Here is a 25811-nt window from a genome sequence, read left to right as displayed (position 1 = left end):
ATTCCGGGATGGTGCTGTTTGCCCCGTGGTAGGGGGTTCCGGGGTCGGAGGGAACCGAGACACGGACGCATGGGAATGCGGGAAGAGATGCAAACGGCAATGCGAACGAGCACAGGTCTGCAGGACATGATGAGAAGGACGGGCGCACTGGTGGCCACGCTCGCCATGATCGGCACCGCGGCCGGAGTGGGCGCCACCGCCATGGCGGCACAGGCGGGGAAGGGCGCCTCCTCCGCCGCGCAGGCCGCGGCGCAGGACGGTTCCGCAATCGCCACGAAGGCGCCCGCCGGCGCCACCATGACGTTCAACGACTACTGGGGATACGACTGGGACAACCCCGGCGAGCACGACGGCACCCTCGAACAGCTGAACCAATACAAAGAGGACTACGGCTTCGACTTCCGGCAGATCAACGCCGACGCCGGCAATCACCGCGACTCCGGCATCAACCAGGGCGCGCTGAAGTTCTCCCAATACGCGTGGGACACGATCTCCGGCGGACGCAACTACACGCCGTGGATGAACGCCTCCGCCAAGCAGGGCGTCGGCTCGGTCCCCGCGAAGGACGGCAGCAGCGCCGTACGTCAAGGCATCGTCGACCCCACTCTGGGGAATGACGGATACCCGCGGCTCGCCGGAAGCCGCGACATCGTCACCGCCGACGGACAGACGCTCAACACCGGGGACGTGACGAACGGCGCCACCGATTCGCTCGCCTACCTGTTCAATGGGGCGGACAGGAACACCGCCTGCACGCAGGACGAGATCACCTGCTACAAGACCAACTATCCGGTCAACGCCAACCTGTTCCAGATGACCGACGGCTACTACACGTACGACAGCCGCAACACGCACGCCCGGCTCTCGGACGCCAAGGACGCCAACGGCAACTACTCATGGACCGAGACCAAGGCCTCGGACGCGAACAGCCTCGGATTCTTCCCGCTCAACAACGGTTCGATCAGCCCCGCCGTGCAGGACCTGCTCGCCCACGGCTGCAACCCGGACAAGCTCACCGACTGCGGCGGACTCAACCACAGCTTCGGCCTGTCCATGACCGTGCCGTTCACCCAGCCGACGAACGGTCTGACCGGAGACAAGGACACGACGTTCGAATTCTCCGGCGACGACGACGTATGGGTGTACATCGACGACACGCTCGTCCTCGACATCGGCGGACGCCACGGCCGTGCCGAAGGCAAGATCGACTTCGCCACCGGCGAAGTGACTGTCGGCGGCAACACCACCACCCTCGAACAGATGTACCGCAACGCCGGCGTCACCGACTTCAGCGCGGACGCCGGCTGGAAGCGCGCCTCGAACGGCAAGTACGTCTACGGGGACGACACGCAGCACACGCTCCGGTTCTTCTACCTCGAACGCGGCAACGACCAGTCGAACATGATGCTCAAGTTCAATCTGCGCACCATCCCGCAAAGCGACGTGGTGAAGATCGACCAGACCGGCACCCCGATCCCCGGCGTACTCTTCGACCTCTACCAGGCGGACGGGAACTACGCCGTCGTGGACGGCGCCGCGCCCACGGCGACCGGCTCCACCGACGAACAAGGCCAGTTCACCTTCGTCGACGCCTCCGGCAGGAACATCACCCTGAGCCAGCTGTACGCGAAGAGCCACCACTACGTGCTGAGGGAGGCGCAGACCCCGCAGGGCTACCGTCCGGTGAAGGACATCCAACTGGAACTCAGACAGGACGCCACCGACGCCCACAACGTGTACGCGGTGTCGAACAACCGGTTCGCAACCGGAGCCATCGCCACGCCGCGCGTGCAGACCACCATCACGGACGGGCGCGTCACCGGCGAACGCGCGGGTGGCTCCGGCAAGACCGAGATCACCAGCGCCATGCTGAAAGACGGCAGCCTCGTCGCCGTGCCCATGCGCTTCAACGGCACCGCCTGCAAGAGCGTGAGCGACGCGAAGGAATGCTGGCAGGCGGTCACCGGCGACGCAGTCGACGGATGGACGCAGACCGGCGAAGGCTTCGCCGGCGTGCTCAAGGCCGCGCAAAGCAACTACGCCAAACACGGCGACGCCTACAACACGTTCGCCCCGAACTCCAGCAGCCAGTGGATGGCCGACGTGGAGGACCTGCCCGGCGAAATCGGCGAATACTACTACGCCGCGCAACAGGGCGATCCGGTGCATTACGCCATCGGCTACTACTACATCCCGAACGACGTGCTCCAAAACAAGGACGGCACGGACACCTCCGGCATGCTCCGGTTGGACAGCGAAGGCTACGACCGTAAATACGCCACCGAAATCCAGGTGCCGAATATCCGGAACATCCTCGTCGTGCAGAAGACCGACGAGAACGGCGTGGCCGTCAAGGCCGGCACACCGGGAACCTCCGACAGCCAGGCGACCTTCGCCCTGTACGCCGACGAGAACGGCGCACCCGCAACCAAGCCGCTCGCCGAAAAGCAGACCACCGATCAGAAGGTCGCCGATGGACGTCTCAGCTTGGAAGGCGCGGTCAGCTTCCCCGAAGCGAACGACAATACTCTGCTGGAGACCGGCAAGGCCTACTGGGTGAAGGAGACCGCGGCGCCGAAGGGCTACCGGGTCAACGAACACTGGACCAAGGTCGTCGTCGACGCGACCGGTGTGCACGCCGACGCCACCGCCTACACGCGGGATGCCGACGGCACGATGCATCAGGTCGCATCCGGAGCCAAGGACGACGTCAGCGTCAACGTGGGCGTCGGCACGCTCGTGCGCACCATGACCCAATGGGCCGGCGACGGCGGCGACGATCCACTGCAGTACGTCAACGGCATCAAACAATCCGGCACGCAAGGGGCCGACGGCACGCTCACCTGGACCGACGCGCCGACCACCGAGGAATCGCTGCGCCACTTCCAGTACGGCTACGGCGACACGGCGGACATCCCCCTGCTCAAATACGGCTACTTCGCCCTCGACAAGGGTTGGAACCGGTACGCCAACCAGACGCTGCTCGAAACCACATTCGCATCCGAGGACGGCTTCACCGACGTCAAGGTGACGCCCTGCCCGGCGAAATCCACGACGCCCGACGGCTGCAAGGCCCTCGCCGACCTCACGGACGCGTCCGCGCTGTTCACCGGCTCCACCATCATCCGCGTGGCCGACGAGACCACCGACGCGCACGCCCGCATCCAGCTGGACAAGCAGGTGCAGGGCGGCGACTGGTCCGGCGAGAACGGCAGGAACTTCACGTTCACGCTCATCCGCACTGATGACGGGACCGGCGATGTGACCGTCCCCGGCGCCACCGCGCCCAGGAATCTTGCCAAGTGCGACGCCTCCGGCCTCGACTGGTCCGCATGCGCCACGGCGTCCGGCAATGACACCGTCAGGCAGCTGACCGCGCACACGACGGGAGCCATCAAGGCCGGCGCCACGCAGACGGTCGGTCTGCGGCAGGACGGCACCGCCACCGCAGGCGCCCTGCCCGAACTCACGTTCACCAAGGCCGGCACCTACACGTTCCGGCTCAAGGAGGACACCGCCGATCCGGCGGACGGCTGGCGGTACGACACCGGCAAGACCAACGGCACTGACGGGTACGCCGTCAAGGTCGTCGTCACCGATGTCGACGGCGGGCTCGATGCGGTCGTCACCTACGGCGACGTCACGGGGAACGACACGGACGGCGACGGCATCATCGGCAAGGCGCCCACGTTCGTGAACACGTTCGTTCCGCCGGTCTCCGTGCTGCCGTTCACCGGTGGCATGAGCGCGCGCGACTGGCTCGTGTTCGGCGGCATCGCCGCGATCGTCGCGGCCGCAGGAGCGCTCGTCGCCAACGAATACCGCAAGCGCAAGGGCCTCATGGCCTGAGTGTTCAGCGGCAACAGAAGGATTTGCGGATCGTGAAGGCTCCGGAAGGGGCCGGAGCCTCCGCGATTGCAAGAACAATCAATCGTGCCGACGGCTTCGGTCGGGGCACGGAGAATAGGTAAGGAAGAGAGGGTTTTCTCATGCAGTTGAGGAAGCTTTTCGCAGGCGTCGCCGCGGCGGCGACCCTGCTGGGTGGTTTCGCGTTGGGCGCGGCCACCGCGAATGCGGCGGAGGTCACGCTGGATGACACGTACCAGCCGACCATCACGCTGAACAAGGTCGACGACAAGGCCGAGAACAACACGTATACCGCGTACCGGATCGCCTCGTACACGGATGCCGTGGTGGACGATCAGGGTCGTCTTACCTCCGTGGGGCTCGAACCCGTCGACGGCAGCCAGTGGGATCTGAAGATCTCCGACGCCATGACGGCCGCGCAGATCGAGAAAGGCGACGCGCCGAACAATCTGTACGCCATCGCTCGGCTGGACACCGTCAAGGACGGCGCGAAGCTGCGTGCCTTCGTGAAGGCGCTGCAGGTGCCGACGAAGCTCGGATCCGACGAGCCGTCCGTCACCGGCACTCCGCTGACGCTCGGCCAGGCCACCACCGTCCCCGCCGCCGGCTGGTACTTCGTCACCGACAGCAACGGCACGAACCTGCTGGTCGCCACCGCGCTGAAGGACGATAACGGCACCGTGTGCACGTCCCTGTTCGACACGGACGCGACCCCGGCGACCGAGCAGAAGCTCGGTGTGGCGGATGTGAAGCCGGACGTCGCCCCGACGCCGGACAAGAAGGTCGACGGCAGCGCGGCCGACAACACCGCCGAGGTCGGCCAGAAACTCAGCTACGCGGTCTCCGGCAAGGTGCCGAACACCACCGGATACGAGACCTACACGTTTGCGATTAAGGACGTCGCCTCCAAGGGCCTGACCGTGAACGCGGACAGCATCAAGGTGTTCTACGACGAGAACTCGAACGGCAAGCTCGACGGCAACGAGACCGCGCTCACGGCGGGCGCCGACTACACGCTCTCCGGCCCGACCGTGGACGCCGCGACCGGGCAGACCACGACCACGGTCACGCTGGACAACGTGGCCGGCAACGATGGTAAGACCATCACGCTCGCCTACACCGCTCTGGTCAACGGCGACGCCCTGGACAAGGTCACCAACACCGCGACCGTCAGCCACAACGGCGGCACCGAATCCGGCGGCAGGACCGTGACCACCACGCTCGGCAAGTTCCAGTTCACCAAGGTGGACGCCAAGGGTGCCGGCGTCGAGGGCGCGTACTTCGACGTCGTCTATTCCGGGGACGGCATCGGCAACGCGCTCGTGTTCAAGAAGGTCGGCGAAGGCGAATACGTGCGCGCCGCAGACAAGAAGGAGTCCGACTACACGGACCCGTCCGTCAATCGTGAGGACAAGGACGTCAAGGTCGGTGAATACACCACCAGGCTGCGCACCCCGAAGAGCGGCGTCGTGAAGGTCGAGGGCCTGAAGGCGTGGGGATACGTGGTCCGTGAGCAGAAGCCGGCTGAGGGCTACATGCAGTCCGTCAAGGCCAACTTCACCGTGCGGATCGACGAGAACGGCAACCCGACGGTCACCAAGGGGAAGGCCGACGACCTGTACGGTCTCGTCACCATTCCCGCCGACAAGACCACCGCCACGGTCCTCAACGTGAAGAACGTGACCGAGCTGCCGAAGACCGGCGCCGCGGGCATCGCCCTGTTCGTCGTGCTCGGCGCGCTGCTCGCCGGCGCGGCCGCCACGGTGTTCGCCAAGAGCCGTGCCACTAAGCGCGCGCTCAACGCGTGAGCATGATGCCGACGTCTCATCCGGACCATGCCCGTCGCATGGCCGGGTGAGGCCCAATCCCCAACAACAAATGGGGCGCGCCGGTCGTATCGCGCGGCCGGCGCGCCCGTTTCTTATGGCGACACGCCGCTTGACGGCAAGCGGTAGATATCGCCCGCTTCGAACATCTGTTCGATATAACGGATGCATCGAACCCATCGCATGTGTCATGACCCGGGAAAGGAGGTCGTCGTGGAAGTCGGTGAGTTCACGAACGAGGAGGTCGCATACCTCAGGTCCCTGCCGGCCGTGGACCGCGTATCCAACGGCCGCATCCGCTACACGGAGGCGTTCAAGCGCGAATGCATCCGACGCTACGCCGCGGGCGACTCGCCCGCCCGCATCTTCCATGACAACGGCCTCGACTCGTCGCTCATCGGGTACAAACGCATCGAACGGTGCATAGCCCGTTGGCGCGGTCAATACCTTGACGGCGACGAGCGTGCCGGAACCGAACCGCATGCCGACCGGAACGACGACCATACCGAGGAACGCACCTTCGTTCCCAAACTCCGCGTGCGCAACGGCAGGCGCGACCTGCGCGACCTGCTCATCGCGCAACAGGTCCGCCGCATCGCCGAACTCGAACACGAGGTCGCCGAACTCCAGCAGCTGCAGCAGCACGAACGGCAGGACAGCCGGGACGACGTCGGAGAGGTTCCGCGCGACTGATAGGCTGTGGGCGAGGGGAGTCGCCTATGGAACAGACACGACCGGTCGAACGCATACCGGCGGGGGAGGGGTACGCCGCCTCCGATGAGGAGCGCTGGGCGCCGGAACCTCCCAAATCGGCCGCGCGCACCGCGTTCGAGCGCGACAGGGCCCGCCTCATCCACTCGTCCGCGCTGCGCAGGCTCGGCGCCAAAAGCCAGATCCTCGTCGCCGGCACCGACGACTTCGCCCGCACGCGTCTCACCCACACGCTCGAAGTGGCGCAGATCGGACGCCAGATCGGCAAACTCCTCGGCTGCGACCCCGACGTCGTCGACTGCGCATGCCTCTCCCACGACCTCGGCCACCCGCCCTTCGGACACAACGGCGAACGTGAGCTCGCACGCATCGCCGCGCACATCGGCGGATTCGAAGGCAACGCGCAGACCCTGCGCCTCCTCACCAGACTCGAACCGAAGGTGTTCCACCCGGACGGCCGCTCCGCCGGAGTCAACCTCACGCGTGCCTCGCTCGACGCGGCCGTCAAATACCCGTGGACCCTCGCCGAGGCAGCGCAACACCCCAAAGGGGAGCGCAGCCTGAAATACTGCGTGTACCCGGACGACGAACCCGTCTTCCGTTGGCTGAAGACCGGTGCGCCCCATGAGGCGAAACCCATGGAATGCCAGATCATGGACCTGTCCGACGACATCGCCTACTCCGTGCATGACGTGGAGGACGCCATCGCCACCGGCGCGTTCGAGCCCATCGTCCTGCGCGACGCGCGCATCGTCGACCGCATCGCCGTCTCCGCGCGCGAATGGTACGGCCCGCAATGGCAGGAGGACAGGCTCGTCGCCGCGCTCCTGCGGCTCAGGCGTCTCGACATGTTCCCCGAGCATTTCAACGGATCCAGAACCGCGCTCGCACAGCTCAAGAACATCACCTCCGACCTCATCGGACGGTTCGCATGGAGCGTCGAGGAGGCCACGAGGGACACATACGGCTCCGGCCCGCTCACCCGGTACTCCGCGAACGTCGTCATCCCCGAGGACACCGCATACGAGATCGTCGCATTGAAGGGCGTGGCCGTGTATTTCGTCATGGCGCCCGGTGAGAAGGAGCCGCTGCACGAGCGGGAACGCCGCATCGTGACGGATCTCGTCGACGTGCTCATTGACGGTTCGCCCCACCCTTCCGACATCCTCGAGGCGCAGTTCCTCGAGGACTGGGAGAACGCCGCCAACGACGACGAACGCCTGCGCGTCGCCGTCGACCAGGTCGCCTCCCTCACCGACTCCTCCGCGCTCGCCCTCCACTCCATCCTGTTCTGAGCCCGTCGCCACGCGCCCGCGTGGGTGCGGCACGGGTCCGGCACGGCGACGGGCGAGTTGTTCCGGCATCCCACGCCAGGCGGTAGGGTAGTGTGTCATGGCCGGAATGATCAAGAAGGAAGACGTGGAGAAGGTGCGCGCATCCGCGGACCTGTACGACATCGTATCCGCATCCGTGTCGCTGAAGCCCTCGGGCACCGGCACGTACGTGGGGCTCTGCCCGTTCCACGACGAGAAGACCGGCAGCTTCAACGTGCGCCCCGCGCTCGGCGTCTGGCACTGCTTCGGCTGCGGACTCGGCGGCGACGTGTTCAAATTCGTCGAACAGCAGGAGAACATCGACTTCCGCGAGGCCGTCCAGCTGCTCGCCGACAAATACCACATCGAACTGCACTACGAGAACACGGGCAACGGACGTGCGGAAGGACACTCCGGTTCGAAACGCGCCCGGCTCCTCGAAGCGAACGAGGAGGCGCAACGCTTCTTCGTCTCGCAGATCATGACCAAGGAGGCGCTCGCCGCGCGCAAGCTCCTCGGCGGACGCACGTTCAGCCAGGCCGACTGCGAACGCTTCGGCTGCGGCTACGCGCCGCAGGGCTGGGACAACCTCGTGCGGCACCTCGCGTCCAAGGGCTTCACGCAGCAGGAGATGCTCGACGCGGGACTGGCCCGTCAGGGCCAGCGCGGCGTCTACGACTACTTCCGCGGGCGGGTCACCTGGCCGATCCGCGATTCGACCGGCCGCACGCTCGGCTTCGGCGCGCGCAAGCTGTACGAGGACGACACGATCGCCGCGAAGTACATCAACACGCCGGACACGGCGCTCTACCGCAAGAACCAGGTGCTCTACGGCATCGACCTCGCGAAGAAGGCGATCGTCAAGAAGCGCCAGGTCGTCATCGTCGAGGGCTACACGGACGTGATGGCCATGCATCTGGCCGGCGTGGACACGGCGATCGCGACGTGCGGCACCGCGTTCGGCGCCGAGCATGCGAAGATCGTGCGGCGTCTCATCGCCGACGATTCGCTCGGCGCGGTCCAGCTGGTGGGGCCGTTGAAGGTCGAGGGGCAGCCGTTGAGTTCGCGCATCGTGTTCACGTTCGACGGCGACGCCGCCGGGCAGAAGGCGGCGCTGCACGCGTTCGGCCTCGACTCGGCGTTCCTGTCGCAGACGTTCGTCGCCGTCGCCGACGACAACCTCGACCCGTGCGACCTGAGGATCGAACGAGGCGACGAGGCGGTGCGCTCGCTCGTGGCGAACGCGAAGCCGTTGTACGACTTCGTCATCGACGCGGCGATCGGCCGGTTCGACACCACGTACACCACCGGCCAGATGGGCGCGGTCAAGGCCGTGGCGCCGTTGGTCGCGCAGATTCGCGACCGCTCGCTGCTCGACATCTACACGCGCAAGGCCACGCGCCGCATCGGCGTGGATCTCGACATCATGCGCCGCGAAGTCAACACGGCTCGCCGCCGGCAGCATGTGCGCGAGGATGACGCGTACGCGCCGCGCCGCAGGTTCGGGGGAGCGGGCGGCGGTTCGGACGCGTTCGCGCGTGGCGAGGAGCGCGGCGGTGCCGGCGATCCGTACATGAACCCGGCCCGCCGGCGTGAGATCGAGCATCGGGATGCGGCCGAACAGACGTACTTCCGCATCGACGACGCCGTGTTCATCGCCGAACAGCAGTTCATGGCGATGCTCATCCAGGTGCCGCGCGCCGTCGACCACAACTGGTTCGAGGCGCTGACGCTCGCGAACTTCATGACGCCGGTGTTCCGCACGCTCTACCAGGCGATCGCCGCGGCCGGCGGGCTGCCGTCGAACGAGACCCCGCAGGGTCTGTGGATGCACAACCTCACCAAGGCGGGCGGGCCGATGCTCGAACCGGTCATCAACGAGCTCGCCGTCATGCCGCTGCCGTTGCCCGCCGAAGGCAGGGCCGGTCAGGGAGGCGGAGCCGGTCAGGACGCCCCGGCCGCCGACGCGCAGCTGCGCGCCCCCTCCAAGGCCGAGCTCCAGTACGCCAACGAACTGCTCGCCAAGCTGCTCGACATGGGGCTCATGCGCCGCATCGGCGCCGCCCGCCGCCGCATGGCGATGCTCCCGGACGGCGAGGAGAAGATCGCCCTCCTCGGCGAGATCACCAAGCTGGAGACCTCCCGCAAGGACCTTCAGGCCCAGGTCTACGGCAACAACATCGGGTGACGGACGGCCTGGCCGCGTGGCCGGTCGCATGGCTGGATTGCATGGCCGAAGCCGGATTGGCTGGGTGAGGAAATCCCTGATTGGTCCGGTCCAAATTGGACCGGCTTGGGTGGGTGCGTGCTTTCGCGTTCGATAATGAACGCCGACGGACGTCGACCACGGCAACGCGCGGCGACGATCCCGTCCGATCATCACCTCACACGAAGGGACACCGAACACCATGACGCAGAACCGTGCCGAACTCAACCGCAACCTTGCCCAGATGCTCAAGGGCGGCGTGATCATGGACGTGACCACGCCCGAACAGGCGAAGATCGCCCAGGACGCCGGCGCCTGCGCGGTCATGGCGCTGGAACGCATCCCGGCCGACATCCGCGCCGCCGGAGGCGTCTCCCGCATGAGCGACCCGGCCATGATCAAGGGCATCCAGGAGGCCGTCTCCATCCCGGTCATGGCCAAGGTCCGCATCGGCCATATCGCCGAGGCCCGGATCCTGCAGGCCATCGACATCGACTACATCGACGAGTCCGAAGTGCTCTCCCCGGCCGACGACGTCTACCACATCGACAAGAACCAGTTCGACGTGCCGTTCGTGTGCGGCGCGAAGAACCTCGGCGAGGCCCTGCGCCGCATCGCCGAAGGCGCGGCGATGATCCGCACCAAGGGCGAGCCGGGCACTGGCGACGTGATCCAGGCCGTACGTCACATGCGCACGATGAACAAGCAGATCCGCGAGCTCGTGGGACTTCGCGACGACGAGGTCTACGAGGCGGCCAAGCAGCTCGCCGTGCCCTACGACCTCGCCAAGTACGTGCACGACAACGGCCGTCTCCCGGTCGTCAACTTCGCCGCCGGCGGCGTCGCCACCCCGGCCGACGCGGCCCTGATGATGGAGCTCGGCGCCGAGGGCGTCTTCGTCGGCTCCGGCATCTTCAAGTCCGGCGACCCGGCCAAGCGCGCCGCCGCCATCGTCAAGGCGACCGCAAACTGGCAGGACGCCGACCTGCTCGCCAAGCTCTCCGAAAACCTCGGCGAGGCGATGGTCGGCATCAACGAGGACGAGATCCAGACCATCATGGCCGCCCGCGGCGAGTGATTCCGGGAGTCCCATCATGGTCGTAGCCGTCCAATACATCTCCAAGGAGGAGTCCGACGACGCCGAGACCGCACGCCACGGCGTCACCGGCATCCTCGCCGTCCAGGGCGCGTTCGCCGAACACGCCGCCGTCCTCGACCGTCTCGGCGCCCCGTGGAAGCTGCTGCGCGCCGCCGAGGACTTCGACGACTCCATCGACCGGGTGATCCTGCCCGGCGGCGAATCCACCACGCAGGGCAAGCTGCTGCGCTCCACCGGCCTGTTCGAGCGGATCGACGCGCACATCAAGGCCGGCAAACCGGTGTTCGGCACCTGCGCCGGCATGATCCTGCTCGCCCGCAGGCTCGACAACGACCCGAACGTCTATTTCGGCGCGCTCGACGCCGTCGTACGCCGCAACGCATATGGACGCCAGCTCGGCAGTTTCGAGACGACCGCCGACTTCGGCGCGCCCGGGGACCCGGAACGCATCGAAGGCTTCCCGCTCGTGTTCATCCGCGGGCCGTACGTGGTCTCGGTCGGACCCGAGGCGCGCGTCGAAACGCAGGTCGACGGGCATCCGGTCGCCCTGCGCCAGGGCAACATCCTCGCCACCGCGTTCCACCCCGAACTCACCGACGACACCCGCATCCACGAGCTGTTCCTCGGCCTGTAGCCTAGGGTGTTCGTAAGGCGCGTCGAACGGAATCCCAAGGAAAGGCGGTGAGGCGGGATGCGGTTGGCACTGAACAGGCATGACGCCGCGCCGCTGTACCGGCAGCTCGCCGCGCAGCTGCGCGAGCAGATCGTGTCCGGCGCGCTCGCCGCCGGCTACCGGCTGCCGCCCGAACGCGAGCTCGCCTCGCGTCTGGACGTCAACCGCGCCACGGTCCTGCAGGCCTACCAGCAGCTGAAGGACGAAGGCCTCATCGCCTCGAAGGTCGGCAAGGGCACGTTCGTGACGGCGGTGACGGCGGTGACGGCGACATCACAGGCGGCATCGACGGTGTCCGTGGGTCGGGAAGGAGAACCGCGGACGCCACGCGAACCCGCCGTCGTCCACACGATACGCGACGGCGCGTCGACGGAACCGGGGGCCGCCGAGCCTCCCGTCATCCGTCCGCCGTGGTCGGTGCTGTTCTCCGACTACTCCAACCGGTTCACCTACCACGACATCGCCGAGGCCGACCGGGCACAGCGGGCGGCCGGCTCCGCGGATGGCCGGCCCTGCCCCGTCGACTTCGCCACCGGCTCGCCGAACCCGGCCGACATCCCCGACGACCTGCTGCGCGCCGTCAGTCTCGAGGCGTTCTCCTCGCACGAGTTCGACGGCCAGCCGGAATCGCCGATCGAAGGGTTCGACGAGCTGCGCGGCCTGCTCGCCGCGCACATGCGCGACCGTGGCGTCAACTGCGACGCCCGCAACGTCATGGTCCTGTCCGGCTCCGAACAGGGCATCGATCTCATCGTGCGCGCGTTCGTCAATCCCGGCGACCATGTGCTCGTCGAACAGTCCACGTTCTTCCCCGCGCTGCAGACGTTCCGTTCGGCCGACGCGCGGCTCGTCGGCGTGCCCGTCGACGCCGACGGCATGCGCACCGACCTGCTGGAGGGATACTGCGCGCGGTTCCGTCCGAAGCTCATCTACACGATCCCCACGTTCCACAATCCCACCGGCACGACGATGCCGATCGAACGCCGCCGCACACTCATCGACGTGGCACGGCACTACCAGTGCCTCGTCATCGAGGACGACGCCTACGGCGAACTGTGGTACGGGTCGTACGACCCGCACGGGCCGATGGGGGAGCGGGACGTGTCCGCCGCGTCCCGACCCGTGCCGCTCGCCGGCATGGAGAACAGCGGATACGTGATGTACCTGTCCACGTTCTCCAAGACCGTCACCTCGGGCCTGAGGACCGGATGGGTCGTGGCCGACCCGCACGTCATCGCCCGTCTCGCCGCGTTGCGGCGCATGGTCGACCAGCATACGAGCACATCGTCGCAGCGTATCTGCCTGGAACTGCTCAAGGAGGGACGCATCGCGGGCCATGTCGCATCCCTCACCGACGCCTACCGCGCGCGACGCGATGCGGCCCTCGCCGCGCTCGAGCGGTACGCGCCCGAAGGCATGCGCTGGACCGTGCCGGATGGCGGCTACTACGTGTGGGTGACGCTGCCCGACGGCGTGCGTGCGCTCGACCTGCTCGCCCGATGCCGCGCGTACGGCGTCACGTTCATGCCCGGCGGCGTCTTCGACGTCGACGAGACCGACGACGCGCACATTCGCCTCAACATGGTCCGGCCCGACGCCGGCGACATCGAACGCGGCATCCGCGTCATCGCCGGGTGCGCGGCCGACGAAAAAAGCTCCCCTCGTTGAGGGGAGCTTCCGGGTGCGTGCGTGCGTACGTGCGCACGGAGCGACGGCTCAGGCGATCTGACGCAGGAGCGTCGGCAGCTCGGCCATCGTGTCGATGACCGCGTCGGCGCCGGCGGCGACGAACGCGTCACGCGCCTTGGCGCGGGCCGCGTCCTTGTCCTCATCGGACAGCGCCTCGAACTCGGCCTGGCTCAACGCCATCTGCGAGCTGCCCTCGGTCACGCCGATCGTGAACACGCCGGCGTTCTTGCCCTCGCGGATGTCGGAGAGCGTGTCGCCGACCTTCGCGGCGCGGCGCACGTCGGTCACGCCGAGCTTCTCCAGGTTGCGGAACACCATGTACGGGTATGGGCGGCCGAAGCCGTTCACGCCGTCCGGGCTGATCCAGAAGTCCGGCGCGTAGCCGTTCTCGGCCGCCTTCGGCACGACGATCTCCATCATCCTGTCCGTGTAGCCGGTGGTGGAGCCGATCTTGAGACCGTCCGCACGCAGGGCGGCGACGGCCTCGACCACGCCCGGCTTCGGATCGGCGAAGCCGTCGAGGATCGACAGCAGCTTCGGCTCGAAGTGCGCGTACACGGCATCGGTGTCCGCGTCGGTCGGGGCGGCGCCGTGACGGTCCTCCCACGCGCGGGCGATGCGGTCCATGCGCAGCATCGTGGCGATGTGGTCGTGCTTGAGCATGCCCATCGGCTTCCTGGTCTCGGCCATCGTCGGCTCGACGCCGAACTCCTTGAACGCCTCCTGGAACGCCTTGACGGGGGCGAAGCAGCCGTAGTCCACGGTGGTGCCGGCCCAGTCGAAGATGACGGCCTCGAAACGGTTGGTCATTGTCGTAACTCCTTTGGTTTCCTCTTGCGATTCCCGCTGGATTCCCCGTGGAACGCGGCTCACGCGGTGAGCTTCACGTTCTTCGGCGCGGCGGCCTTGATCGGTTCGCCCGCCTTGTCCATCGCGGCGATCGCCTCCGGTACGGAGGCGGAGCCGGTGGCGGCCTCGAGCAGGCCGCGCTCGCCCATGTACAGGGCCAGCAGCTCGGTCACCTTCTCGATGTCGTCGGTGTAGATCTCGCCGATGTTGCCGAGACGGAACGTGTCCTCGGTGGTGAGCTTGCCCGGGTAGATCGCGTAGCCGCGTTCCTTGATGAACTCGTACATGTCGTGGAAGTCGAACTGCGTGCCCTGCGGGTAGAGGAACGTGGTGATGATCGGGCCCTGATGCTCGTTCAGGAACACGCGGAAGCCGAGCGCCTTCATGCGGGCGATGAGCAGGTCGTTGTTGAGCTGGTAGCGGGCCGAGCGGGCGGGGATGCCGCCTTCGGCGAACATCTCGTCGAGGGCCTTGGAGAAGGCGAGCACCACGTGGGTGGGGGAGGTGTAGCGCCACTTGCCGTTGGCCTTCTCGAGCGTGTTCCACTGGTCCCACAGGTCGAGGGACAGGGAGCGGGCCTTGCCCTTGGAGGCTTCGAGCTTCGCCTTGTTGCAGATGATGAAGCTGAAGCCCGGCACGCCCTGGATGCACTTGTTCGCGGAGGAGACGAGGAAGTCGATGCCCCAGCCGGAGACGGGGATGTCGACGCCGCCGAAGGAGCTCATCGCGTCGACCATGAACGTGCAGCCGTGCGCCTTGGCGACGGTGGCGACCGCGGCGATGTCGTTGAGCAGGCCGGAGGTGGTCTCGGAGTGGATCATCGAGACGTGGGTGATGGACGGGTCGTTCCGCAGGTACTCCTCGACCTTGTCGGCGTCCGGGATGCGGTCGTACGGCTCGGCGTACTGCACGTAGTCGATGCCGGCGTGCTCGCAGATCTTGACCTGACGGTCGCCGTACGCGCCGTTGGTGCACAGCAGCACCTTCTCGTCCTTGCCGATCACGGAGGTGAGCACGCTCTCCACGCCGAAGGTGCCGGAGCCCTGCATGAGCACGACGGTGTAGTCGGCCGGATCGCAGTGCGCGAGCTCGAGCAGCTGGCGGCGGATCTTCTGCGTGATCTGCTGGTAGTCCTCGTCCCACGTGCAGTGGTCGAAGAGCATCTCCTCCTTGACGGTGCGCGTCGTGGTCAGAGGGCCGGGGGTGAGCAGCTTGTATTCGTTGGCCATGATGGTCTCCTTTCGTGGGATTCCCGGAAACCCTCCGGGATGGTTTCGTGTGGTGTTTCGTTGAATTCCGATGCGATCGATGTCGTTGCGGCGTCTTGTCGTATCCGAGCGCCGAGTGTAGTCACGCACGTAATCGGAGAAAACTTCTACGTTGATTATGGGGTGCGCTCGGCGTGTTGTATGTAGTTTTGTGAATCCCGTTCGCTCGGCGTTCACTTTCGGCGGGATGCCGGATAGGCGGGAGCCGTATCCCGGCCCGGTGGGGGCGACGGGAACCGTCAACCCCCACCGGGCCGAAAAGGACGACTACTCGCCCTGCGCGATGCGCTTGCACTCGGACGAGAAGTCCTGATGCTGCTGGAGGAGATCCACCGTCAAAGGCTTGGGGAACGTCTTCGAACGCTTGGATGCATTCGCCGGGGCCTGCTCGCCCTGGTAGAGCGGCGTCGGGTACGTCTGGAGCAGTTCCTTGCGGCCCTTGTCGATGATGATCCCGGCCATCTTCTGCGCCTTCGGGTTGGTGGCGCGGCCCTTGTCGAGCACCGCCACCGATTCGGTCAGCGAGTAGTTGCCTTCGGTCGGGTCCACGTAGTCGATGGGCAGGCCCTTCTTCTTGTCCGCGACCGCCTGGTGACGCAGGCCGAAGCCGATCGCCACCTCCTTGGCGCGCACGGACTTCAGCGGTCCGGAACCGGACTGCTCAAGGTGCGGGCCCGCGTTGCGGTAGATGTCCGTGAGGATCTGCCTGCCCTTCTCGCCGGTGCCGTAGGCGTCGACGATGGCCTGGACCATCAGCCAGCCGGTGGAGGATCCCTCCATGTCCGGCACGGAGATGAGCCCCTTGTACTCGGGCTTGGCGAGGTCGGCGTAGCTGGTCGGCTTCGGCACTCCCGCGGACTTCAGCGCCTCCGTGTTGATGATGATGGCGCCCTCCTGCGCGGTGGTGGGGGAACGGTAGGCCGGGGCCTTCGAGTTCTCCGTGGTGCCGAGCAGCTTGGAGTGGACGTCGGTCAGGTCGGCGAACATGTGGTTGCGTTCCTGCGCGGAATCCACGTAGTAGGAGCTCATCGTGAGCATGTCCGCCTCGAGCGCCTTGCCCTCGGCCAGCATCTTGCCGCCGAGCTCGGAGGTGCCGAACTCCTGGATGATGTACTGGTCCTTGTAGCCGTTGCGGTCGAGCGCGTGTTCGAAGGCGGTGACGGCCTCCTCGTCGGCGTTCGTGTAGATGACGACCTTGCCGCCGGCGGCCGCCGCGGAGGTGGATACCGCGCCGAAGGTGACGAGCAGCGCCACGCACACGGCGGACGCGATGCCCGTGAGCAGGCCGCGGGCCTTGCGGTTGTTGTCGGTCGGTAGCTGGAACGTCGCCGCCGCGGCGGCGAGCTGACGGCTCGGGCGCACGGTGCTGAACGAGGCGGCCACCTGCGGGGTCTTCACGGCCGCGCGCTCCTTGGCGCGGGCCTTCGCGCGCGCCTTGGCGCGGTCGCGGGTGAACAGGGCGATCAGGCCCTTGACCACGAGGTTCACCACGAGGATGAGCAGCGAGAGGACGAACACGTCGTCGAACTTGGCGATGTGCTGCAGGGCGGAGATCTTCGTGGTGATGACCTGCGTGCGGGCTCCGGTGAGGAACACCACCGCGGAGATCGTCACCATCGCGTTGACGAAGTAGTAGCCGAAGATCTGCAGCAGCGTGGGCCACGCGTTCGGCGTGACCACGCGCACCAGCGTCTTGATCCAGTTGTCGCCCATGAGCTTGGCGGTGGTCTCCCAACCGGCGTTCATCTTGGTGAGCGAATCCTTGATCATCTGGTACGGGGTGGCGAAGTAGTGGATGATGTTCGCGATGATGAGGATCCAGAACGTGTTCTGCAGCGGCGAGCCGGAGAAGGCGAACAGGAACGCGATGCCGAGCACCATGCCCGGGACAGTGTTGATGATCGCGGAGATCGAATCGACCGAGCGGCGTGCCCACGCGGGCAGCTTCGAACGGGAGGTCACCAGGCCCGCGGCGTAGACGAACAGGCATCCGAAGATCGCGGTCATCGCGGCAACGTACAGCGAGTTGACGAACACCTGCGTGAGCTGCGAATCGGTGAACAGGTTCGCGATATGCGCGAACGTGAACCCGAGATGGTCCGGCCACTCCTGCACGAACGGGATGAGCAGGATCACGAGGAACACGGACAGCACGCACACGAGCGTTACGACGGACAGCACGCCGCACGTCCAGTCGCGGCGCTTGCCCTTCGGCAGCTCCACCTGGCTGATTTGCTTGTAGCGGATCGCGAAGCGTTCGAGCACGGTCATCAGGACGATCGAGATGATCGAGGGGATGAGCATGAACACGGCGATCACGGCGCCGCGGTTGAAGTTCGGGATGGAGCCGAGCATCTGGTTGAACAGCGTCATCGCCAGCACGTCGTATTCGCCGCCCACCGAGGTCGGGATGCCGTAGTCGGTGAACGCGAGGAAGAACGACTGGATGAACGCGACGGCCAGCGTGCCGACCAGCGGCCTCAGCACGGTGTTGAGGAACGTGGTCCACGGCTTGTCGCCCATGATGTGGGAGACGATGATGAACTTCTTGTCGACGAACTGGAAGCTGTTGTTGATGAGCAGGAAGCAGGTCGGCAGCGTGTAGATCACATAGCCGATGAGCAGGCCGTTGAAGCCGTAGATGTCGAACAGCGGATGCCCGATCAGCTGCGTGATGAGACCGTTCTTGCCGAACGAGTAGATGATCGCGAAGCCGTAGGTGATGGTCGGCAGCAGCATCGGCAGCTGGGCGAGCAGCGCGATGGCCTTCTTGAACCCGGACGGCACGTTTGTGCAGTTGATGGTGTAGGAGAGCAGGAACGCGAGGATCACGGCGACGAGCGCGGAGACCGCGGAGACGGTCAGCGAGTTGGTGATCGAACGCGTGAACTCGGGACGGGATAGAATCGTCGCGTAGTTCTCCAGCGTGCCGGCGCCGGAGGCGGTGGTGAACGAGCGGATGATCACGAGGATCATCGGCACGACGAGGAAGCCGAGGAAGCAGGCGGCGACGATCGCCAGCAGCGTCCACAGCTCCGTCTGCTTCGGCTTGGAGGGACGCGCCTCGTAGTTGTGGATCTCGGGGCGGATGTTGGGCAGCTGCTTGCCCGCCTGGATGGATTCGACCGACATGGCTCAGGCCTCCCGGCCCGCGGCGACGGGCTCGGCTCCGGCGTGCGCGGCGGCGGCCCCGTCGCCCTCGTTGAACAGCGTGTAGATGTTGTTGCGCTTGACCTCGAGCTGGTGGAGGATGAACGTCCGCACGAAGTCGCTGGCCGGATGCTCGATGATGTTCTCCGGAGTGTCGAACTGCGCGACCTTGCCGTGGTTGATGATGAGTACCTTGTCGCTCATCGTGCACGCCTCCTCCGGATCGTGCGTGACCATGATCGTGGTGAGCTTGTACTGCTCGACGATCTGCTTGATCTTCGCCTTGATGGACTCCCTGATGACGCCGTCAAGGGCGGACAGCGGTTCATCGAGCAGCAGCAGCTTCGGCTTCATCACGAGCGTGCGGGCGAGGGCCACACGCTGCTTCTGGCCGCCGGAGAGCTCGTCGATGCGCTTGTTGAGGTGCTCCTCGAGCCCCAGCAGCGAGATGAGCTCCTTGATCTCCTGCTCGGAGGAGATGCCCGGGTTGTTGCGCAGGCCGTAGGTGATGTTCTCGTAGGCGGTGAGGTTCGGGAACAGCGCGTAGTCCTGGAACACGATGTTGAAGCCGCGCTTCTCCATCGGGACGTGGGTGAGGTCCTCGCCGTCGTAGAGCAGCTGGCCGCTGGTCGGCTCGGTGATGCCGAGGATGATGTTGAGCAGCGTGGTCTTGCCGCCGCCGGACGGGCCGAGGATCGACATGATCTTGCCGTTGTCCAGCTCCAGGCTGATGCCGTTCAGCACGTGCGTGTCGCCGAACGATTTGGTGATGTCCTTGAGTTCGAGCATATTCCCTTCAACTGCCTTCCGGAGACCCGCCCTTGCGGGCGGTCCGTATCGTGTGGTGCCGGTCTTGCCGGCCGGGTCCGTATTCTGTTATCGCGACGCCGGGAAGGCGTCGTGTCGGCGTGAACCTCTGCCGTATTCCATGGTGTCGCCGCTTGGGGGCGTACGGACGTCAAACGGGGGAAAGTTGGTTGAAAGTACGGTGAACAGCGAGTGAAACTACACCGGCCGGCTGTAGTCGCGTAGTTTCCGGCGGCCCGGGCGGCGACGGCGCGGGTGGTGGGTATGTGGTGGGTGCATGCGGAAGGGGCATGTTTGGAATTTGCCGTACGTTTCCCTTTCGTTCATATGTCGCAACAATGAAAAGTCGGCGATGAATCCTAATCGGCAGTAGTCGTCATCCCGGTTTTTCGACGGAAAAGGTCGGAAAACAGCACGCCGTGGGAACGTAGTTGGGGCGGGCGTTCCATTAGAATGAGTGGCGCACCATGCCGGAACATTCACGGAGGAACCGATGCGACGTTGGCTCGTCGGGCTGCTTAAGAGCGAAACCAATCTCATCGTCGCCACGGTATTGGCCCTCATCTCGTGCTTCATCGTGCCGCCGGACGCGGACTACAAGGGCTACGTCCACATGAGCACCATCAGCCAGCTGGTATGCCTCATGCTCGTGGTGTGCGGCTTCCAGCGCATCGGCGTGTTCCGCATCATCGGCTCGCGGCTGCTCAGACACGTGAACACGCAGCGCGGGCTCGTGCTCACGCTCATCTCGCTCACGTTCTTCTCCGCCATGCTCATCACCAACGACGTGGCGCTCGTCACGTTCATCCCGTTCGCCATCTCCGTGCTCGTCATGGCGGACATGGAGGAGCATGCGGTGCTCGTCGGCACGCTCATGACGGTCGGGGCGAACGTGGGCAGCATGCTCACGCCGATTGGCAACGCGCACAACCTTGTACCTCAAGGCCCTCACCGGCATGCCGGCCATGGAGATGATCGGCATCATGGCGCCGTATTCCGCCACGGCGGCCATCATGCTCGTGATCGTCACCTGCGTGGTGTTCGGAGGGCGGCCGGTCTCCGAGTTCAACGAGCTGGATGGCACCGGCATCGAGCAGGGGGTGCTCGCGCCGGAGCGCGGCAAGCATCAGCCCGACGAGATCCGCATCACCGGCTACGGCGCCGGCTACGGCGGATGGCGCACCGTCGTCTATACGCTGCTGTTCGTGGTCTGCCTGCTCGCGGTGAGTGACTTCGTGCCCCTGTGGGCCATGTGCGTGGTGGTGTTCGCCGCGTTCCTCATCTGCGACCGCAGGGTCTTCCGGAACGTCGACTGGGGTCTGCCGCTCACGTTCACCATGTTCTTCATCTTCATCGGAAACATGAAGCGTGTGCCCGAATTCTACGAGCTGGCCGCATCCCTCGTGGACGCGCACCCGCTCGAGGTGTCCGTAGGCTCCAGCCAGTTCATCAGCAACGTGCCCACCACCATCCTTCTGTCCGGATTCACCGAGCAGTGGCGTCCGCTCATCATCGGCACGAACCTCGGCGGCATGGGCACGCTCATCGCCTCGATGGCCTCGCTCATCGGCTACAAGAACGTGGTGCGCAAGTACCCGGACCGCAAGGGCCGCTATCTGGCCGTCTACTCCGCCGTCAACATCCTCTTCCTCATCGTGCTCGTGGGCCTTTCCTGGATCATCGAGCCGTGACGGCCGGGCCGGGCGCATCGGATTCCGTTTCCGTCGTCGTGTGACGGGCGGAGTGCCGCCGCGTCCGCGAGCCTTTCTCGCCGTTTGCTGCCGACATCCTCTTGTTGTATGTCGTAACGTTATGGTGAAAGCAAAAAACGTAACGTTGCGACACGCTGATATATATCTGTTGTGAAGTATTGCAAACCGTTGAAAAATCAGCGTTTTCTCCATGAGTCGCCGCGCTTGCCGGAGAAAAACCGTAACGTTACGGAAAATGGTGCTAAAGTGAAGTCATCGCCCAACGATGGAGCGAGAACATCCATAACCAGCAAGGAGAAAGACAATGCGGTCACGTATTACCAGGATGGTCGCGGCGGCGGTCGGCGCCATGGCGATGATCGTCCCGATGGCGGCGTGCGGTTCGGGCTCGTCGTCCGCATCGGGCGACACCCTGACGGTGTATTCCTACTACAACAAGAACACGATGGACCCGGTAGTCGCCGCCTTCGAGAAGGCCAACCCGGACATCAAGGTCCAGATCTCATACAGTCAGGGCGACTCCGACTACAACTCCACCCTGCAGACGCGCATCGCCGGCAACCAGGCCCCCGACGTCTTCAACCTCAACGGCAACAACCGCGCCGATCTCATGAGCAACGGCGCGGCCGCGGACATCACCGACGCCGACTACCTCAAGGGCATCGACGAGACGTATCTGGCCGACTACACCAAGGACGGCAAGATCTACGGCATGCCGATCTCCGGATGGCTGGCCGGCGTCGTCTACAACAAGGACCTGCTCAAGGAGGTCGGCTACGATTCCGTGCCCGACAACCTCGACGACTTCGCCGCGCTCGCCAAGAAGCTCAAGGACAAGGGCATCACCCCGTTCCTCGAGAACGGCCAGGAGATGTCCGGATCGCTGATCGGTCTGCTCGGCAGCTACTACGCGAAGGCCGGAGAGGACGGCGACAAGCGGATCTACGCCGGCAAGAGCACCTTCGCCAAGGAGTGGACCAAGGCGTTCGAGGCATGGAACGACGGATTCATCAAGTCCGGCGCCCTGCCCGAGGAGGCCACCGGCCTCAACGCCGACCAGGTCAAGCAGTCCTTCATCAACGGCGAAGCGGCGATGTACCGTACCGGCGGTTGGGACGTCGCCGACATCAAGGCCGCCGGCGTGAACTACGGCTTCTCGCCGTTCCCCGCGTACCCGGGCTCCGAGCCCTACATCGACGGCGGCGCCGATCCGGCGTTCGCCATCAGCGCCAAGACCAAGAAGAAGGCCCAGGCCGAGAAATTCCTCTCCTTCATGAACTCCAAGGAGGGGTTGAAGCTCTTCACCACCGCCTACGGCTCCGCATCCGTGTCCAGCAACTACGATTCCCAGATCGACGAGCAGCTCAAGCTCCTGTACGACGACTACTTCTTCAAGGGCAAGTTCCACTGGGTGTCGTTCGAAAAGGGCTCGACCGCGATGAGCGCCGAAGTCATCTCCCAGCAGCAGGGCATCCAGGGTGGGAAGACCACACCGGCCGACGCCGCGAAGAACCTCGACTCCAAGTGGGATTCGGTCAAGTGATCTGATTCGACGATCCGCGTGGCCGTTCCGCGCGGGGCGGACGGCGGACGGGGCCGGTACCCGTCCCGCCGACCGCCCCGATCTGCCGGAAGGCCGCACCGTCAACCCGATCATCGCAACACAACAATCACCGCAAGAAAGCCATCCTCCCATGAACGTTTCGCGAACCCGCAACACGCCGTCCTCCGGCGCGGTTGCCGGCAGGAGGCGCATCGGCCCGGAGAACTGGGCCACCTTCGTCTTCCTGCTGCCGATCATGGTCGTGTTCGTCGTCCTGACGTTGGTCCCGCTGCTGTCGTCCATTTACTATTCGCTGACCGACTACAACGGATTCTCGGACGACTACGGCATGGTCGGACTCAGGAACTACGCCACGATCTTCTCCGAACCCGAGCTCCTGCACAGTCTTGGATTCACACTCCTGTTCGCCGTCTCCACCACGGTGCTCATCACCGTGCTGGCGTTGCCGTTGGCGGTCACCCTCAACAAGAAGTTCTTCGGACGGTCCTTCGCCTGTTCGCTGTTCTTCTTCCTCGGCATCCCCGCCCAGGCCATCCTCGGCCTCATCTGGCGCCAGATCTTCTCCCCGATGAAGTCCGGCATCCTCAACCAGATCCTCGACCTGTTCACCATCCCTCCGATTCCGTGGACGTCCGATGACCATTGGGCCCAGTTCGCGGTGATCTTCGTCGGCGTGTGGATGGGCGTCGGCTGGCACGCCACCCTGTATCTGGCCTACATGCAGGCGATTCCCGCCGATCTCTACGAGCAGTCGCTCATCGACGGTGCGAACTCTCGCCAGCAGTTCCTCCACGTGACGCTGCCCCAGCTGGTGCCGGCCGTGGTGGTGTCCACCTTCCTCATCATGACCGGCAACCTCAAGGTGTACGACCTCCCGTACACCCTCACCGCCGGCGGTCCCCGCAACGCCACGATGACCATCACTCAGGCCATCCTGCTGCGCGGCACCGGACAGTCGCAGTACGGCGTGGGCTCGGCGCTCGCCGTCACCTTCACCATCGCCTGCCTGTTGCTGGTCAGCGTGCAGCAGGTCGTCGCCAACAGCGTGCAAAGGAGATTCGAATGACAAACGCACGTGCCAACAGCCTGTCGCGCAGGATCGTGCGGTCGATCGTGGTGCTCGTTCTGGCGGTCGTCTGCGCGCTTCCGCTCTACTACGTCATCATCAGCTCGTTCAAGACGAGCGTGGACATGACCAGGCATCCCTTTGCTCTGCCGGAGAAGTGGATGTTCGCCAACTACGGACAGGCCATCGCGGACGGCAGCATCTGGACGGCGTTCCTCAACACGATCGTCGTCACCGTGTTCGCCGTGATCCTTCAGGTCGCCATCGGTTCGCTCGCCGCCTACGCCATGGTGCTCAAGAGGAACTGGCTCACCGTCGGCATGGGGGCCGTCCTGACGCTCGCCTTCTGCATCCCCGTGCAGTCCACGCTGCTGCCGCTGTACAAGATGGAGGGCGCCGTCGGCATCGTTGACAGCCTTCCCGGACTGATCGCCCTGTACGCCGCGGATTCGGCGTTCTGCTACTACCTCATCGTCGGATACATGCGGAAACTGCCCTTCGAACTGTTCGAGGCGGCACGTGTGGATGGCGCCAGCCCCTGGCGCATCTACTGGCAGATCGTCCTGCCGCTCATCCGGCCGATTCTCGCCACGGTGATCGTCTTCCAGACGCTGGCCGTGTGGAACGACTTCCTGAGGCCCAGCGTATTCATCTCCACGCAGGAGAAGCGCACCGTGGTGCTGCAGGTGTACAACGCGGTCAACGGCTACTCGACCAACTGGCCGCTGTTCATGGCGATCACCTGCATCGCGCTCACACCGGTGGTGGTGTTCTTCCTGTTCTGCCAACGTTGGATCGTCTCCGGTCTGGTCGCCGGTGCGGTCAAGGGGTGATTCGCGGATGGGGCGCGATCTGTCGGCCAGCCCCTCCGCAACGTTTCGGTTGCTACAATGACGGGAGACGACGATGAACATGAAAGGTGGCATGGTGGCGACGCTCAAGGATGTGGCCCGCGAGGCCGGGGTCTCGGTCACCACCGCGTCGGCGGCGCTTCGCGGCGGTGACGGCGTCAAGCCGGCCACACGTGAGAAGGTGCTGAAGGCCGCCGCCGTGGTCAAGTACAGCGCCAACGCCTCCGCCCGCTTCCTCAAGCAGGGCAAGAGCGACGTCATCGCCTTCGTCGTGCCCGACCTCGAGAACCCGTACTTCGCCGATCTCGCCTGGGCCATCTCCAAAGAGGCGGCCAGGCACGGGCTGCAGACCATCGTCCAGCAGACCAACGCCTCGGTCGCGGTCGAACGCGACTTCCTCAAGCGAGTCAACTCGCCGATGTGCGACGGGCTGATCCTCAACCTGCACAACGTGCCGGAAAGCGAACTGCGTTCGCTCATCGGCAACCATCCCGCCGTGCTGTTCGAGGATTACTCCCCTCATCCGTTGTATGACAACGTCGCATTGCCGCTGGAACCGGCGTTCAAGGCGGCGTTCACCTATCTGAAGCAGCGCGGCTACGAGCATGCGGCGATCGTCGGTGGACAGCGTCTGTCCGCCGGCCAGTTCAGCGCGGAAGGGCGCAACACCGGTATCGAACTGGCGAAAAAGGCCATGACGGGTGTGGGCCTCGGCGTCGAAACCGACATCGTGCCCTGCGAATGGACCGTCGACGGAGGGCTCAAGGCCGCCGCCATGATCGCCCAGAACGACCTCGGATACGACGTGCTGTTCTGCATGAACGACCTCCTCGCCTTCGGACTGATGCGTGGATTCGCCAGCATGGGCATCCAGGTGCCACGCGACAAGGCCGTGTTCGGATTCGATGGTGTCAGTCCCGCCTCGTACACCTCGCCGCTGCTGTCCACCATCGCCGTAGACTTCGACGGCATGGCCAAATCGGCGGTGACGATGCTCGTCGACCGTATGGGCGGCGACGTCTCCTCGCCGGTGAGGCGCGAGACCGTCGGATTCCATTTGGTTCGCGGCGAATCGGCCTGAGTCGGTTCGCTCGCGCCTCCCGTCGCATTCTCATTGATTTCATATCGATCCGCCGCGGTTCTTCCGCGCGCGGAACGCC

Annotated in this window: 16 protein-coding genes and 1 pseudogene; 13 read left to right on the top strand and 4 right to left on the bottom strand. The window is 65.3% G+C overall.

Translation table 11 applies throughout. From position 1 onward, the window contains the following. The first annotated feature begins 99 nt into the window (after window positions 1–99). The 8 genes from JS531_RS03495 to JS531_RS03460 all read left to right on the top strand — a co-directional run bounded on the left by JS531_RS03495 (window position 100) and on the right by JS531_RS03460 (window position 13363). Entirely contained in the window at window positions 100–3849 is a 3750-nt protein-coding gene (locus JS531_RS03495) for a fibro-slime domain-containing protein (RefSeq protein WP_214312723.1), read from the top strand. Window positions 3850–3989: 140 nt separating this feature from the next. Continuing rightward, on the top strand, window positions 3990–5675 hold the full coding sequence (locus tag JS531_RS03490; RefSeq protein WP_214312721.1) for an isopeptide-forming domain-containing fimbrial protein: 1686 nt from the start codon (window positions 3990–3992) through the stop codon (window positions 5673–5675). Window positions 5676–5906: 231 nt separating this feature from the next. Beyond that, a complete protein-coding gene (locus JS531_RS03485) occupies window positions 5907–6386 on the top strand; it encodes a hypothetical protein (RefSeq protein ID WP_214312713.1) in 480 nt (159 codons plus the stop codon). Window positions 6387–6412: 26 nt separating this feature from the next. Beyond that, the gene (locus JS531_RS03480; RefSeq protein ID WP_214312705.1) at window positions 6413–7699 is read left to right on the top strand and encodes a deoxyguanosinetriphosphate triphosphohydrolase; all 1287 of its coding nucleotides are present in this window, start codon (window positions 6413–6415) and stop codon (window positions 7697–7699) included. Between the two features lie 97 nt (window positions 7700–7796). Further along, window positions 7797–9905 (top strand): DNA primase, encoded by a 2109-nt coding sequence (gene dnaG, locus JS531_RS03475; protein ID WP_214312703.1) that lies wholly within the window; start codon window positions 7797–7799, stop codon window positions 9903–9905. Window positions 9906–10125: 220 nt separating this feature from the next. After that, window positions 10126–11001, top strand: a complete 876-nt coding sequence (gene pdxS / locus JS531_RS03470) for a pyridoxal 5'-phosphate synthase lyase subunit PdxS (protein WP_131314059.1) — start codon at window positions 10126–10128, stop codon at window positions 10999–11001. 16 nt (window positions 11002–11017) lie between these two features. Continuing rightward, on the top strand, window positions 11018–11656 hold the full coding sequence (pdxT, locus tag JS531_RS03465) for a pyridoxal 5'-phosphate synthase glutaminase subunit PdxT (RefSeq protein WP_214312701.1): 639 nt from the start codon (window positions 11018–11020) through the stop codon (window positions 11654–11656). Window positions 11657–11713: 57 nt separating this feature from the next. Continuing rightward, complete coding sequence (locus tag JS531_RS03460) at window positions 11714–13363, top strand: PLP-dependent aminotransferase family protein (RefSeq protein WP_214312699.1); 1650 nt, start codon at window positions 11714–11716, stop codon at window positions 13361–13363. Window positions 13364–13411: 48 nt separating this feature from the next. Here the strand turns inward: JS531_RS03460 and phnX are convergent, their stop codons facing one another. The 4 genes from phnX to JS531_RS03440 form a co-directional block, all read right to left on the bottom strand. After that, the gene (gene phnX / locus JS531_RS03455) at window positions 13412–14194 is read right to left on the bottom strand and encodes a phosphonoacetaldehyde hydrolase (RefSeq protein ID WP_214312697.1); all 783 of its coding nucleotides are present in this window, start codon (window positions 14192–14194) and stop codon (window positions 13412–13414) included. 59 nt (window positions 14195–14253) lie between these two features. Beyond that, window positions 14254–15462, bottom strand: coding sequence for a 2-aminoethylphosphonate--pyruvate transaminase (locus tag JS531_RS03450; RefSeq protein WP_214312696.1), 1209 nt, complete (start codon window positions 15460–15462; stop codon window positions 14254–14256). A gap of 306 nt (window positions 15463–15768) precedes the next feature. Continuing rightward, window positions 15769–18633, bottom strand: a complete 2865-nt coding sequence (locus JS531_RS03445) for an ABC transporter permease subunit (RefSeq protein ID WP_214312694.1) — start codon at window positions 18631–18633, stop codon at window positions 15769–15771. Between the two features lie 3 nt (window positions 18634–18636). Next, on the bottom strand, window positions 18637–19440 hold the full coding sequence (locus JS531_RS03440; protein WP_214312692.1) for an ABC transporter ATP-binding protein: 804 nt from the start codon (window positions 19438–19440) through the stop codon (window positions 18637–18639). A gap of 511 nt (window positions 19441–19951) precedes the next feature. Here JS531_RS03440 and JS531_RS03435 point away from each other — a divergent pair. From JS531_RS03435 to JS531_RS03415, 5 genes and pseudogenes are all read left to right on the top strand, one after another. Next, window positions 19952–21149, top strand: a pseudogene (locus JS531_RS03435) (SLC13 family permease). 325 nt (window positions 21150–21474) lie between these two features. Beyond that, window positions 21475–22713 (top strand): sugar ABC transporter substrate-binding protein, encoded by a 1239-nt coding sequence (locus tag JS531_RS03430; protein WP_214312690.1) that lies wholly within the window; start codon window positions 21475–21477, stop codon window positions 22711–22713. A 151-nt stretch (window positions 22714–22864) separates the two neighbouring features. Further along, entirely contained in the window at window positions 22865–23800 is a 936-nt protein-coding gene (locus JS531_RS03425) for a sugar ABC transporter permease (RefSeq protein WP_214312688.1), read from the top strand. Beyond that, window positions 23797–24633, top strand: coding sequence for a carbohydrate ABC transporter permease (locus tag JS531_RS03420; RefSeq protein ID WP_214312687.1), 837 nt, complete (start codon window positions 23797–23799; stop codon window positions 24631–24633). Before JS531_RS03425 ends, JS531_RS03420 begins: the two co-directional genes overlap by 4 nt. A gap of 73 nt (window positions 24634–24706) precedes the next feature. Continuing rightward, window positions 24707–25732, top strand: coding sequence for a LacI family DNA-binding transcriptional regulator (locus JS531_RS03415; RefSeq protein WP_214312678.1), 1026 nt, complete (start codon window positions 24707–24709; stop codon window positions 25730–25732). The last annotated feature ends 79 nt before the right edge of the window (window positions 25733–25811 follow it).

Origin of the sequence: Bifidobacterium sp. CP2, from assembly GCF_018555635.1 — a bacterium.
Taxonomy (GTDB): domain Bacteria; phylum Actinomycetota; class Actinomycetes; order Actinomycetales; family Bifidobacteriaceae; genus Bifidobacterium; species Bifidobacterium saguinibicoloris.
This window is presented reverse-complemented; position numbering and strand designations above follow the sequence as displayed.